The organism is Rhizobium sp. PL01 (assembly GCF_033447125.1).
Taxonomy (GTDB): Bacteria; Pseudomonadota; Alphaproteobacteria; order Rhizobiales; family Rhizobiaceae; genus Pararhizobium.
Window position 1 is genome coordinate 211657 of sequence record NZ_JAWQUM010000012.1, and the last position, 14457, is coordinate 226113.

Sequence of the window (14457 nt, forward strand, 5' to 3'; positions counted from 1 at the left end):
GGGCAGTTCAAAGGCGGAAGGATGCGACGCAACCCCATGGAACGTGCATGAAGCACACGCTGGCCGACGTAGTGGAGATTGATCTCAATGCTGAGCCGCCAAGACCGGCGTCGGCGGAGCTTCGCACACTCTACCGTGAAGAAGGCCAGAGCATCCGGCGCCAGGATACGCGGCAGGGAATGTGGATTGCGATTGCCGTCTATCTCCTGTTCTCGGTCACCGACATTCTGCTTGTCCCAGATGTTGCAAACTACGTCATAGCAGCGCGTTTCATCATCGGAACGATTGCCTTCTTTCTGCTGGAAGCCGAGGTTCGCTGGAACGCCAGTGCAGATGTCATTGACACGACCTGCGCAGCTGGCCTCGTCGCGGCCTATGCCGGCTGGTTATACCCGTCGCTGATGACGACGGACACCATCAGCATCTCCTATTACATGGTGTTCGGCGCGATATTCATGATGAGCGTCAACCTGTTTTTCAGCTTTCAGTTTCGCCTGTCGCTGGTTGCATCAGCCGTCATTCTGCTTATTTTCCTGGCCGCATTGCAGTCGTTTCCGCCCGTAGACCCCTCCTACAAGCTCGCATTCGGTACTTTCTGCATCTCCTGTTTTGTCTTTACTTCCTATGTGAACTGGAAACTGAACAGGGAGCGATACAAGGTTTTCCTGAACGCGCTTGAGGCAAAGGTGCAGCAAAAGGAAGCGTCCGAGCGCGGCGACGCTTTGCTCAGATTGTCGAACACCGATCCTTTGACGGGGCTGGAAAACCGCCGGGCCATCGACCAGAGGCTAAGGGATTACTGGAACGGCTGGCAGAAACACGGCACCAGTTTTACGGCAATCCTTATCGATGTCGACTTTTTCAAAAAGTACAACGACTGCTACGGTCATCAGGAAGGCGATCGCTGCCTTATACTGGTCGCCGACGCCCTCGCCGATTCGATAAAGCAGTACAACGGTTCGATTGGTCGCTATGGCGGCGAAGAATTCATCGTGCTTGCGCGCGTCGAGACGTTGGAACAGGTGGCCGATCTGGCGGAAAACATCTGCCGAACCGTGGAAAACATGGGCCTGCTGCACCAGCAGCGCCGCGATGGCATGTCGATCGTCACCGTTAGCGTCGGCGCTGCGTTCACCCGAAGCCAAGCTGGCACAAAACTCGAGAAGATTATTCATGAAGCCGATCGCGCCTTGTATGGCGCCAAGGCAAGTGGACGCAACTGCGCAAAGCTGTTTGACCCGAATGATCCCCATAGTAGTGATGAAAGCGAGAATATCGCAGCTCTCCTGAAAATTGCCACGGATCAGAATCTCGTATCCATGGTCTATCAACCCATCTGCAACGTCTCTTCCGGCCGTGTCGAAGCCGTCGAGGCTCTCATGCGTTTGAAGATGCTCGACGGAACAGCGGTTCCCCCCGGTCTTTTCATCCCGATTGCAGAGCGCACAGGCGCAATTCTGAATCTTGGATACTGGGCAATCCGAACCGTCTGTGCCGAACTCCTGATCGACAACCATGTTCGTGTTGTCAGCGTCAATGTATCGCCCATTCAGCTTAAAACGCCTGGTTTTGCCACATCTGTAGCTGCGATTCTTGGAGATACCGGCGTGGCCGGTGTCAGGCTTGCCTTCGAGATCACCGAAGGTCTTGAGATGGAGATGAACTCGGACATCCTGCGCTGCATCAGTGATTTGAAGATGCTGGGGATTCGAATTTGGCTTGATGATTTCGGAACAGGCTTTGCCGGTCTTTCCTGGCTCCGTCTCATCGACTTCGATACCGTCAAGATCGACCGCTCGTTCCTGCACGACAGCAGTACCCCGAGAGGTAAAGCCATGTTGCAGGATATCATCGGGCTGGTCCGCAATCGCGGTCATAAAATTCTGGTTGAGGGCGTCGAAACGGACGAGCAACTGGAGCTTATGCGTGAATTTCGCATCGATCAGGTCCAAGGTTTTCACGTTGGCCGACCGGCCCCATCGGAGTATTTCCGATCCCCTCCGCCCATGGACGATCAAGCAACACGCCTGCGCAGGCCGGCTTAGATAGAGGGCATCTCAGCCCCCTATCATCAGATCCCGCGAACGCTCAATACTTCGACTGAACATCGAAAGCGTGACCTCGGTTTGCTCATGCCGACTGCGACACTCAACCGAAGCCTATATCGGCTGAGTGATTCCACCTACCTATCCGGCTTTCCGGTCTCCAGGCCCGTTTGCCCGCATCAGAGCCATCAGCATCGGCCCCATGGAGAACTCTCCCTTTTCAGCTTTGCGTGTCAGATCGCGAAGATAACCTCCAGCAGAATTGATCTGGCCGCCCCGCTCTAGAATGCATGCCATCACAGCCGCCGCATTTTCGGGCCCGAGAATTTCGCAGGCCTGCTGATAGGCGCTCGGACTGACGCCAAGCATCGAACGCACCACCACCGCAGCGCCCATGAGTTCGCGCCAGTTGGAAACGCTTCCGCCCGGCCCGTACATGGTAATTTCCGGGCACGCCGACAGCACCATGTTGAGCGGAAACGCCTTTATCCGATCATGCTTGCCTTGAGTTTCGACTACGGAATTTTCCTCCTGCGCTTTTTCATTTGCAGGTTCAGATTCAAATGTAGAGTCGGGACTTGAATTCTGTATATGCCGCTCATTTTGTAAGGCATTGCCGCCTAGTTTCAGTCTATTAATACGCATTTCCAATTGCTTGGCGGTTTCTTCCCGTAACGCCTCGATTTCCCCCAGCGCTGCCGCCAGCTCTATCGCTGCAGGCTTGCGCGGGAGGGCTGCAAGGAGGTTGCTATAATGCAGGTGGGTGGTGGCCCAGTCGCCTGGAATCCCCTCCTCCAGTGCCGTCTCGATCAGCTTTGATACGTCACGGCTGCAGATGGTCAATCGCTCACGCAGCCGCTGGATATGCAGCCGCTCGGCAACAACTTCGTCTGCAAGCCGCTCGATATCATCAGCCCGTGCCAGAAGCGGCGCCAGCGAGAAGCCGAAGGCCTCGTCGATCGTACCCGCCCGGTCGCGGCGCGCATACCGCTTGCCATTGGCACTGTCCTTACGTGACAGAAGTCCCGCCTCGACCAGAACGGCCAAGTGCCGGCGCAACGTTTGCTCCGCCATTCCATGGGCACGCAGAGAAAGCTGCGCATTCGATGGAAACACCACCAGGCCGTTATCCGCCGACAATTCGTTCTTGGGATAGAAGCTCAAAAGAGCGTTCATCACGGCCAGAGCGCGGTCCGTCACGCCTAGGCGCGATCTCGCCTCGCACAAAGCGCGATAGAGTTTCCACTTATCGACCGACTTTTCCGGCTCAATGTCTTGAGCCAGAACTTGATTTGCCACCATGGCAAGCGTCATCGGCCGCCGCCCAAAGGGCGTCGTCACACTTCCAACCTGCATTTTCTTCACCCTGTAACAGGCAAAAGAAATCTGCTCACCAAAACGATGCCAAAGACTCTTGACTATGATTCGTGAAAATGTGATTCTCTAGTTGTCACACAGAGAGAAGGGCTTCCACGACGGCAACGTTTGGGGGCCTTTTTCTTTTGCGGTTCAGTCTCCTGTTCCTGTTGTCTCTTTCGATTGCACGAAATCTTCGTAAAGCGCGGCAAGCTTGCCTTCCACATATGCGCCAAAATCGGGCTCAACCGTCTTGTCGAAAACGAGTTTCAACGCGTCGCCCGTCTCGGATATTCTCACCGCCTTGCGTCCGGTGCCTACGTTCCAAAACGCGCTTCGCGCCTTGTCCCTGCTCTCTCGCAGCCGGTCATAGACCGCCTGGAAGCGTGCGTCCGATGTCAGGCGGTCAAAGCCAGATACAAGAATAGATTCGAGCGCTCTTTGTCTCCGGCTGTCGTCTTCGATCAGATCGGCAAGCTCGGCCCAGCGTGTTCGGCCGAAACCGGGAGCCGCACCGATTGCTTCGATCAATTCCGCCGGAAGGCGGTTCACCAGCGCGATCATGCGCGAAAGAGCGGCCTTGTCGACACCCAGTGCCGACATGATGACATCGCGACTAAAATTCCGCTCTTCCAGGCGTGATGCGAAGAAGGATCGCTCGATGAATGTCAGGTCGGTGCGGGCGTTGTTTTCCTGCCCTTGGCTGACGACCAGCTGTTCGTCTGTCAGATCGCGGATAACGGCACGGATAGGCCCACCGATCTTTTTAACGGCAGCCAGCCGACGGTGCCCATAGGCAACTTGAAAGCGCCCTTCCCTCTCCGGATGCGGACGAACGAGGATAGGAACCTGTTGCCCGTGTTCGCGGATCTGGGAAACAAGCAACTCCTGGTCTTCTGAACTCACTCCGAGACGATCGACGACGAAAGAGCTGTCCACCACTGCGGTGTCGAGCTCGACGATTGCCTGTCCCTGGGCGAGTTGTTTCTCCAGCGCATCGACACGCTGCGCCTTCTCATGAACACCACCGAGCGACTGAGATATTGCCCCAACGGGGCTTGCGCGCTTCAGCGGCTTTTCAAAACCGGCGAGCGGGCGCGAATTTGCAAACGGAGGTTCACTCTCCACCGCGGGGCTCGCATCGGATTCAACCAGGCTAAAAACGTTCTTACGGGCCATGAATTACTTCCTTCCCCACGTCCGCTTGATGAGATCCTCTATTTCCGTGTTCACGGCGGTGAGGGATTCGAGCGCACGGTCATATGTGCCTCTGGTGAACTGGTTCCTGTCCACTTCGTAAAGCGTCTGCTTGGTCAGTCCGGCATCCGAGATGGCCGTCGATTTGACCATCGAATTTTCCAAAACCCGGTTTCCAAAAATGGAGCGCATGAAACCCGACATCTGAGACTGCGGCCCGTCGTTTGGCTCGTAGCGCGTCACGAGATACCGCATCCAGTCGTAATCCATCGAACCACCGGCCTCCTCGACAACCGACAACAGATCACCGGTCATATGCAGGAACTGGCTCATCGACATAACATCCAGCATCTGCGGATGCACGGTGATCAGAACCGCCGTCGCCGCACAGAGCGCCGATAGCGTCAGGAAACCCAGCTGCGGCGGGCAATCAATCACCACGATGTCATAGGCGCTTTCGATCTCGGCCAGGCATTCCCCAATGCGGGCGAAGAACATGGAGTCCGTCTTGTGCCGGCCGGCAAGGGCCTTGGGCGTTTCGTGCTCAAACTCCATCAGTTCCAGATTTCCCGGAATGATATGGAGATTGGGCGTATAGGTCGCGCGAACGATGTCGGTAACATCCCGCTTGGCGTCGTCATAGCGGATAGCGCCGTAGAGCGTCTCGTTCTCGCCGACATCGAATTCCGGTTGATGACCGAACAGCGCTGACAGTGATGCCTGCGGATCGAGGTCAATCGCAAGAACGCGATAGCCGCGTAAAGCGAGGAATTGTGCTAGATGAGCCGAGGTCGTGGTTTTTCCCGAACCGCCCTTGAAATTCATCACGGAGATGACTTGGAGCTTCTCACCGTCACGGCGATGGCGAACGTATTTGGGAGACCCCTTCCCGCCTTCGTCAAGAAGATGGCGAAGATTTTCGATGTCCTGTACTGAATATTGGCGGCGGCCGTTCGCCAACGGTTCTGGTCCATGCCCATCCGCAACAATCTGCCGAAGATAGCCCTGGTGGATACCGATGAAATCAGCGGCTTCCGCAGGCGTAAACTGGCGAATGCTTTTTTGAGCAGTGGGGGGGAATGTCCGCTGCTGGTGCGCCTGCAACTGACGCGACAATTCTTCCGCGTCAGACGAGATCAGAGAGCGCAGGCTCTCACCATTTTTATTGCCTGCGATATTCAACATATTGGCCCCGACTCAATCCGCGCTTATTTTTTGATTAGCGCAAAAAATGCGCTGATCTCATTAGGCCCGATTCTATCCGGCGTGGCAAAGTCTTTTTCGTTAACAAAAGATTAACCAACAGCATCGCGACTCGGTGCGTCTTCGTTGTACATGTACAACTCGGCATAGCGCGACAGCTCGTTGGTCGTTGCCGTAGCTTTCCCCGGCAATCGGAAGGCCGCCTCCGAGGTCTCCTGTCGTGCCAACCATCCGCAGCCCGCAATTTCCCAGGATACGCCGATGATTTGAATGACGGCTGCATGCGCCCTCGAGTCTCGTCGCCTGGGCGACGCATGAGGATTTGGATTGGTGGATCGCCATGCCACTTGGACATACAGCAAAGAAACAAAGCCAACTGAGTTGTACATGTACAACTTTACCCAAAACGGAAAGCCCCTCTCCGCACGGATAAAACGCGGATCGGTGGAGCGGCACCAATTCACGCTTGGCTCAAGTACAATACTGCCGTCGCCGATCCTGCAGTAAGCCTGTTCGCCGTGTCGGGTACGAAGAAACATGGAGCATCCCGACAATGAACAAATTGCTCCGTTGGCAAGGGCGAGGCTTTCCCCTTTTTGGCAGGACGTTCAGTTGATCTCCAGCTCTAAAGCGGCGGTCGCGAGAGCCGCCAGACGACAGCATTTCGGAACGGGGAACAGATAGCGTGCGGCTTGACGGTCTACTCTCACGCAGCACGACACCATGGCCACTTGCAGGCACACAGTCAGGAACATCCGAGAGCATCCCATCCGGCCTGCGGAGTTGAGCCACTCGCGCACTCGGCGAGGCCGGTGGAGGGTAATACAAGGGCGACTTCATATCTCCTTTAAGAGTGCCGCCTCACACCTGCACCGCACAGACCCCCCCCTGTCGCCCCCAGCCGGCTGCTACGGAAGCGTCAAGGTAAGGACTAGATGAATGTTTGGCTCCTCCAAGATCCAAATAGCGCATGGGTTTCATATCTGTCGCCCCTTGCAAACCATCCCGTTCGCTTCGTGAGCTTCGTATTGGTCGAGATCTCGTAGCTAAAGGCCAGCCGCGCCAATGACGTTTTGAAGACCGCTTGCGCCGGTTGATCCACAAATCACGCGTTCGGGCGATCTCCGGCCGTAGTTGTTCGGCGGCCTTGAGGCTTCTTTATGGCTAAGCCCGCGCCGATGCAGCAGGCGGCAGATCGCCATTCTCGGTCAATCGCGCACGGACCCACTCCGCATGACCCGTCAGCTTGCCGCCGCCCAGATGTCCCTGCCGGGCCGGCTTCAGCGCGCCGGAGACCCGCTTCAGGATCACCATGTTGTTCACAAATCTTGACGAAACTCGGAAATATCGGGCCGCTTAACGGTGAGTATTGCCTTCCTCGACAAACACAACAACACGCGCACGCAATTCAATCGGATGCGCCTCGCGGGTGGTGATTCTCCTTTCAACAGGAAAAGGGATCACAAATCAGCCGTTTTGGGAATCTGAATCAAGAAGACCACAAACTGCTTTAGATGCAGCAAGCCCGCAGCTGTTTTCAACGTGCCGAAGCTAGCAAGGGGCGGGCACCCTTGATGGTAAGCCGGAGAAAGCGGGACTGTTTGGGGAGGCTAACTCAAAGCGGTTGGCCGACAATCAGGAATTCCACCGCCAATGACGGTGCCAGATGGCGCCGTCAACCCCGTCGGCCATTCGCCCGCTTCGCACATCCGGGCAGCGCAACATGCGGTTCCAGCGCGCCTTCGCACCTTTTCCCACGGCTTTCTCCACCTCGAGTGTGGAAAACATTTCGGATGGAGAAACCGCCGTTGGGATTCTCGTCGTGCGAACAACCGGTCGTGCTCCTCCCATTCCATCGCAAGATCATGAACTGAGTAGCGAGCAACCACACGCCGACTGTGGGCAAGTGGCCGCAGCGACGTATTCCAGAACAACTGATAATCAGAGTTGAAGACGCGTGCCCAAGCGACGTCTCAAGATCTGCTCAAAGGCCCGCAGCTTTTGTCAGGTTAACTCTGAACCGGTCACGCCGGCGTTGATATTTGCGGGTCATTTCGGCAGACGTATGACCGAGTTGTTTTTGCACATAGCGCTCGTCGACCTCAGCCGAAGAAGCAAGCCCAGCGCGCAAAGAGTGACCTGAGAATTTGAGTGCCCGCTCGCCCTCAGTGAGGTCTCCGCGGACGCCAGCGGCAAGAGCTGCCCTCTTGACGAGACGCGCAACCTCCTGGTCATTCAGCCGGTCAGCACCGACAGCTTTGCCTTGGCCCGTCACGCGCCGGAACACAGGACCATGCGCGATCCGGGCCAGTGACAGCCATGTATCCAGTGCGGTGACAGGGCAGGTGGCATCGGATGAACCACGGCCGATCTCGACTTCGCGCCATCCGGTTTTTCCGCGCAGGGTGACGATCAGCCCTTTTTCCAAAATCTCAATCCACCCACGCCCATCCTCCGTCTGATCCTTCTTGACATCCAGCCCGACAATCTCGGAGCGGCGAAGCCCACCGGCAAAACCGATCAGCAACATCGCCCGATCCCGCAAGCCGCGTAACGTTCCCCGATCGAGCGTCTCGAGCATGGCGATAATGTCTTCCGGCATCACCGCTTCTTTCTGCACCGGCGGCCGGGCATGGCTGTTGCGGATGCCGGCCATCACTGTCGCAATATGCCGGTCCTTTCGGTCGAGCGGTTGACCACGCTGGGCGTAGTTCCAGGTGAGAGAAGAAAGCCGTCGCTCGATCGTTGAAACGGAGTTCGGTTTTCTATCCCCACCAACCGCACCGGACGCGCAAGCGGTGACATAGAGCCCGACAATCTGTGGCTCAGGGGGTAGGAGGGAGAGAGACTGACGCCGGCACCACGCTGAAAAATGCTTCCAATCGCTCGCATAGGCGCGCCTCGTATTTGCGGAACTGGCCGCCTCTACATAGCCACGGGCACGATCCGCAAGGCCATCGAGATGGGCGGGAAAAGCAGCTGGTTGTTCAGTCGCAGACGCTTCATTGGCCACAGGAAGAGGAGCGGGAGAACCAACCTCAGGGGGGACAGTTTGGTTTTTGTCAGTCGTCATATTCGTACCTCCAACGCCATCAGCCGAGATCCCACGGATTGACGACCGCTATGCCCGCGCCGGTAAAGCCATCGCCGTTGCGCGTTACGACAACAAGATCATGAACAACCGCGGTGGCTGCGATCAATCCATCAACGTCACCGCACGCCCGAAGAGCAGAAAGCCGCCCCCATTCTACAGCCACCTGAGCGGTAACCGGGAGTATCTGCGCAGCATGATCATGGCGGAGTTTGCGCAGCCATTCTGCAAGGTGAGCAGCTGCACGCCGATCTGTCGTTTGCTTTTGAGCGATCCCCCGCGTGATTTCACCAAGCGTGACCACGCTAAGATAAATCGCGGCGGGATCCTGGGCGCGCAACCAGGTGACCGCTTCCGGTGCGCCTCGCGTCGCGGCTGATATTACGCTGGTATCGACAAGATACATCAGAACTCCAAAGCACGGCTGGACGACCGCTCGCGGGCCGAAATACTATCGGCAATAGAATCGTCCCACGGTGGCGAGGCAAGAAGATCGTCGACAAGCGTCGCCCGCCCGGCCTTAAGGGCGTCATAGTCTTTGGCTGACAGCACGACTGCAGTTCGCTCTCCCCGTAAAGTCACAACCTGCGGCCCCTCAAACTTGGCTTTCTGAATGACTTTGGAGAACTGGTTCTTCGCATCCTGTAACTGCCATTCCATATTCCGCTCCAATCTAGCCTGTCTAGCCATTTACGGGGTGCTGACGCTTAAAGCAAACCGATTTTCCTGCGTCGCGGACACGGTAGTCTTCTCCAAGAGAGGGGAGGGAGGCACGACAACGCCAGTCGACGATGTTTACGATATGGGAACCCCTCTCTGCCGATAATATATCGGAGGCGGGGAGTGATATTTGGCGGCATTAGCCGAGGAATTCGGCAAGCACGTCGTTGAGAACACGAACAAACGATAATGCAACATTATCGGTCTTTATATTGCAAAGACATGGCGTGCGGTTAGTGTTCTTGATCGGCTCCAAACCACACAGAGAGCGCAGTCTTTCGCGACCTGGGCGGAGCGTCAATCAATTCGCTTGAGGTTTTCAGGAGATGATAGACGATCCCCGTAGAGGGAAGGATTGTCGCGATCGCGTTTTTATCGTCCCACGACCTCGGTCTTGATCTAACGGAGAGACGGTCTCTGTTTTCCTCTATGAGTCCACGCCGGAAGTACCGTTTTGTGTAAAGCACCCTGTGTCTTGCGTTGACACATTTGTCTTCAAATGAGAACGTTTAGCGAACATTATGGAGGCTCAGTGCCGATGATTCGCTATTCCCGCTTTGTTGAGCCTGACGTCCCGGAGCAACGGGCAGTCCCAAAATCCCAGAAACCGCGGACCGTTATCGTGCCACCGTTGCAGGCCGCGGTGGTGCTGGAACCTACATCTCTGAAAGCGGACATACTGCAGCCGGTTGACGAGACCTTGTTACCGGGCGTCGAGCAACTCGATCTGACGGCGCCCGACATCCCGCCGCCGAAAGCTAAGAAAGGCAAGCCCGTCATGCGCAAGCCAAAAATGCCGCCAGCTGATAGCAGCACGGCGCCGGCGTTGCCTTTACTCGCACAGTTCGAAAATTAAGTGGTGGGCCGTGTCAACCAACATTTCGAGCACTGCCTGCCGCAATAGCGAGGGTCGTTTCCCCGAGCGTTGCGGCAGGCGGGCGCTTTAACGGATGCGGGCCGTCGCTTGCCGCCATCCCATAGTGAGGACTAGGCTGCTTCCCAAACCTGGTTCAGGATTTTCGCGGCCAATGCTGCCTTGTCCTGCGGCAGAAAGCGGCCATAGTGCTGTTGCACTACATCCGGGGTGTCCTGGATGGCATAGCTTGCCTGTTCGTACGACCCGGTCTGCTTGAGAATGTGGGTTGCCAAAATGTCTCGCAGGTTATGAGGGCCGTGCGGCAGCAGGCCTTTGATGGCGCCACGGCCGGTATAAGGATTGTAGATCCCATACCGCTGGATCACGGTTCGCCAAGCCTCATAGAACTTGGTGGAGTCGTAGGCCGCGTCCCGGCTGGTCGTCTTCACCGTCTTGACGAACAGAGTGCCGGGATCCTTTGCCGACCCAAGCAAGACCCCACGATGGCGATCGATATAGGCATCAAGATATTTATAGAGATCAAGCAGGTCCGGCAGGATCAGCCGGAACGGTTTCTGTCCAAAGAAGGACGAGCCTGCGTTCTTGAAGGCTGCCGACGGGATCAATACCTCCCAGCCACTCTCCCGATCGCTCCAGCGCAGCTCACCGCATTTCATATCTTCCAGCCGTCGCTCGGAGGTTGGGAAATGGCCGCGCGTGCAGACGCGAAGCTGGCGAAGGTTTTTTTGTCGAAGTCCGAGATGCAGACCGAGGCGAAGCATCAGGAAGGAGCGGACTGCCTCTGCCGCCGGCCGCGGGTAACGATCTTCGTCCGGCATGCGCTTCAAGATCTCGTCGGTGATCTTGCGGTATTCCGCGAGCGGCTTGTTCGCCTCCAGAATGCACATGATCGGCTCGAATGGATCGCGATGCACGCGCATCACCCGCTGCACCTCCTTGGATCGACTGGCGGCGTGCCGATGAAATGCATCGCAGGCGCCATGCCAGTCTCGTGCAGCAAATGCGATTTCCTCGGGCGCGATCAGGCCGTCGATCGGCCTGACGTTCTTCAAGAGCTCTGGATGCTGGCGGATCCAGCCGACCGCCGAACGGGTGAGGGCTTGTGCTACCATCAGCATGTCCTCTTCCCATTTTGTGTAGAAGCCGCGGCGCTGTTCGCGCCACTGCAGGTACCAGTCCCAGATGCCCGGGAAGATTAGCAGGCCGAAGGTCAGTTGGCTGAGCGGGACGCCACGCCCCTTGATAACGCCTGCAGGCGAGGCGGCAAGCGCCCCGAACATCAGGCCCAGATGCTCGATCTTCTGTGAGGCGGTTTCCTCGCCCCAGACCCCATTGCGCTGAAAGCCGATTGCCGTGAGCGTCGATGTCTTGAACCGGATCAAGTCGGCCATCTCCATGGCCAGTTGCAGCGGGGCATCGACAACCCCGCATAGGAGGTCAGGGTCATGTTGGGGTTCCGCAACGCTATGATGGGCGCTGACCGTGAGGGCATGGGCTCGGGGTGATAGAGACCCACCGCCATAGGTGACGCCTGGAAAACGGATGGCATATCGCTGTTTGACCGCGGCAGCCTGGTAGCGCCGATAGTCAGTCGCGCCTGATATAATGACACGACGCACCCAGTCCACGATTTCCTCGCGCTTAGTGAACGGCAGGCTAGCGAAATCGTCCGGAAGATGGACCGCAATTCTTCGCCGCTCCGATGGGCTGATATCTCCAAGGTCGTGACCATAAAGAGAACGCGCTTGATGGGGTAGCTTCGCTTTAAAATATCCCGGCGGCAATCGGTATCGCTGCTCGATGCGCGTCAGTATCCCGAAGCTGGCGACGGAACGTGGTACCCGCTCGCCTTGGATCCAGGACAACAAAGTTTTGTCATCGAATGTCTCGCCCAGGCGAATGACGGTGCGATAGAGCTGCCAGTAGCTCTCGCCGAAACGGCGCATGTGATAAATGAGAGCATCCTGAAAGGCCGCAGGATCTTGGCTCGCTTCGAACAATGGATCCGGAAACGGCTGGATTGGCTTCGGTTGAAACCCTTTCGGCACTGAGGCAGATTGAAGACGGGTATCGTTGTTGCCAGTCTGCCGTGGCTTTCGGATTGACGGCGCAGGGGTTGCTGGCTTTTGCAGATGGGTCTCGCTTGATCGCGTCTTCCGCGTCGCCGGCCGAATGTCTTCCGCTGCTGGCGGCGCGCCAAGCCAGCGGATGATTGCGTCCAGTCCAAGTCGAAGCTGCTTCTTCAAATCCGCGGTCAGCTCGTGTTCCAGTCCGCACTTGTGGGCGATCGTCGTCCAGTCTATCCGGCCATTCAGCAGAGGTGGCGAATTGCGATAGACGATGAGGCTGATCAGGTAAGACCTGATATTCTCCAGTACTGGCTTCGAGACGATCGGCGCGATACGCACCCCGCAAAAGTCCGAGATTTTTCGCTGAAAATGATGTGATGAAAGATCGTGTTTTGGCATGCTCTTACCCTGTTGCTATCGGCACCAATGCCGAGGGCGAGGGGGAATAGGAGCCGGCGCTTAAAAAAGAATGTATCGGGCCGGATCGCGTCTAGGTTACCTGTGGACAATACCATTCATGATAAAATTAGATTTTTTTGATTATCGAAACCAATTTTCGGCTTGGTAAAATATAGATATAGAACTAGTTTGAATTATTTGAGCGGTGATCCACCACTATACTGTCCATGACCATCGATAAGCAGTACTTATCGATGGTTATAGCGCTAGCCGGCAATCATACGATGTGAGGAACCGCAATATTCAGATAGCGTTCGTGTAACAAATCATTTACCATAAAATCAATGACTTATGATCTCGCGAAAAACAACATGACAGCGCTTTTGGAGCCGGCTTTTCGGGCGGGTATCGAATTGGCGCGTCTCGATGAGCGCGTGGCCCGTTCGCCGGTCGGCGCAGGCTGGATCGAACGATCCCAGTTCACCGATGCCTGTGCATCGCTGTGGATCGACGGCGAACTCGTGCATCTCGAGGACCTCGTCCTGCACGACGATGTCAGAGATATTCGCACACCCACCCATGAACTGACAATCGCTCGCGACGTGCTGCGCACCCGCCGGCGCATCGCCGCCCAGCCGTCCGGTTGGGCGTTGACCGCCGACGGGCTTAGGACGCTGCGAAAGACGGCGGAGATCACGTCGGCCGACGCTGGCGAGGTGGAGACGGCCGGTGCCATCCGGCCCGCGGTGGCGCCCGATCTAAAAGGGGAGGGGGATGACACCGACGACTTCGAAAATCTCCCCGGCGTCGACTACGCTGCCATCGATGCGATGCCGGCCCGATCGAACGCCGCCATCGAAAACGCCACGCGCCTCGATCGCACCAGTGGTCGGGGCGCGGAAAAAGATCCGATGATCTACGATCTCGACTGGGACGAGGATGCCCGGCTCGATGAATGGCGAGGCGTGCTGCGACAGGCCGAAAATCTGCCTGCGGTGCTGCAGGCGATCGTCGCCCTCGATGCCTGGAACGAGTTATCGGTGCTGCAGCATGCGCCTTGGCTTGGCAGGCTGTTCGCCGCCGCAATCCTGCGCCAGGCCGGCATCACCTCGGGCGCACATCTGGCTGCGATCAATCTCGGTTTGAAATCAATTCCTGTCGATCGGCGCCGGCATCGCCATCGTGAAACCCGGTTGCTGGCCATCGCCCACGGATTTTTGGCGGCCGCCGAGATAGGTCTGAAAGAGCATGACCGGCTGACGCTGGCGAAGACGATGATGGATCGAAAACTTGAAGGACGGCGAACCTCCTCGAGATTGCCGGAGCTGGTCGAGTTGGTGATGGCGAAACCGTTGGTGTCGGCAGGGATGGTGGCGAAAGCGCTCAAGGTCACGCCGCAGGCGGCGCGGCGGATCGTGACGGAGCTCGGCCTCAGAGAGATGACGGGGAGGGGGAGGTTTCGAGCGTGGGGTGTGTTGTAAGGCTGATAGTGCCCGTAAC

Annotated in this window: 12 protein-coding genes; 3 read left to right on the forward strand and 9 right to left on the reverse strand. The window is 57.0% G+C overall.

The features are described from left to right. Window positions 1-47 precede the first annotated feature (47 nt). Window positions 48-2045, forward strand: a complete 1998-nt coding sequence (locus R6X40_RS25610; RefSeq protein ID WP_318417344.1) for a GGDEF and EAL domain-containing protein — start codon at window positions 48-50, stop codon at window positions 2043-2045. Between the two features lie 141 nt (window positions 2046-2186). On the opposite strand, the gene repC is transcribed toward R6X40_RS25610, so the two are convergent. The 8 genes from repC to R6X40_RS25650 all read right to left on the reverse strand — a co-directional run bounded on the left by repC (window position 2187) and on the right by R6X40_RS25650 (window position 9552). Beyond that, window positions 2187-3401, reverse strand: coding sequence for a plasmid replication protein RepC (gene repC, locus R6X40_RS25615; RefSeq protein ID WP_318417346.1), 1215 nt, complete (start codon window positions 3399-3401; stop codon window positions 2187-2189). A 153-nt stretch (window positions 3402-3554) separates the two neighbouring features. Further along, window positions 3555-4580, reverse strand: coding sequence for a plasmid partitioning protein RepB (repB, locus tag R6X40_RS25620; RefSeq protein ID WP_318417301.1), 1026 nt, complete (start codon window positions 4578-4580; stop codon window positions 3555-3557). A gap of 3 nt (window positions 4581-4583) precedes the next feature. After that, window positions 4584-5783, reverse strand: coding sequence for a plasmid partitioning protein RepA (repA, locus tag R6X40_RS25625; RefSeq protein ID WP_318417303.1), 1200 nt, complete (start codon window positions 5781-5783; stop codon window positions 4584-4586). Between the two features lie 110 nt (window positions 5784-5893). Then, a complete protein-coding gene (locus R6X40_RS25630; protein WP_318417305.1) occupies window positions 5894-6340 on the reverse strand; it encodes a hypothetical protein in 447 nt (148 codons plus the stop codon). A 625-nt stretch (window positions 6341-6965) separates the two neighbouring features. Next, complete coding sequence (locus tag R6X40_RS25635; protein WP_318417306.1) at window positions 6966-7115, reverse strand: hypothetical protein; 150 nt, start codon at window positions 7113-7115, stop codon at window positions 6966-6968. A 670-nt stretch (window positions 7116-7785) separates the two neighbouring features. Beyond that, complete coding sequence (locus R6X40_RS25640; protein ID WP_318417308.1) at window positions 7786-8874, reverse strand: site-specific integrase; 1089 nt, start codon at window positions 8872-8874, stop codon at window positions 7786-7788. 19 nt (window positions 8875-8893) lie between these two features. After that, on the reverse strand, window positions 8894-9298 hold the full coding sequence (locus R6X40_RS25645) for a type II toxin-antitoxin system VapC family toxin (RefSeq protein WP_318417310.1): 405 nt from the start codon (window positions 9296-9298) through the stop codon (window positions 8894-8896). Then, complete coding sequence (locus R6X40_RS25650; RefSeq protein WP_318417311.1) at window positions 9298-9552, reverse strand: type II toxin-antitoxin system Phd/YefM family antitoxin; 255 nt, start codon at window positions 9550-9552, stop codon at window positions 9298-9300. The genes R6X40_RS25645 and R6X40_RS25650 overlap by 1 nt, the downstream gene beginning before the upstream one ends. A 598-nt stretch (window positions 9553-10150) precedes the next feature. Here R6X40_RS25650 and R6X40_RS25655 point away from each other — a divergent pair. Then, window positions 10151-10468 carry a hypothetical protein gene (locus tag R6X40_RS25655; protein WP_318417313.1) on the forward strand — a complete coding sequence of 106 codons (318 nt, stop codon included), beginning with the start codon at window positions 10151-10153 and terminating at the stop codon, window positions 10466-10468. Window positions 10469-10599: 131 nt separating this feature from the next. On the opposite strand, the gene R6X40_RS25660 is transcribed toward R6X40_RS25655, so the two are convergent. Next, on the reverse strand, window positions 10600-12957 hold the full coding sequence (locus R6X40_RS25660) for a hypothetical protein (protein ID WP_318417314.1): 2358 nt from the start codon (window positions 12955-12957) through the stop codon (window positions 10600-10602). 335 nt (window positions 12958-13292) lie between these two features. On the opposite strand from R6X40_RS25660, the gene R6X40_RS25665 reads away from it, so the two are divergent. Further along, window positions 13293-14438, forward strand: coding sequence for an RHE_PE00001 family protein (locus R6X40_RS25665; protein WP_318417348.1), 1146 nt, complete (start codon window positions 13293-13295; stop codon window positions 14436-14438). Window positions 14439-14457 lie beyond the last annotated feature (19 nt).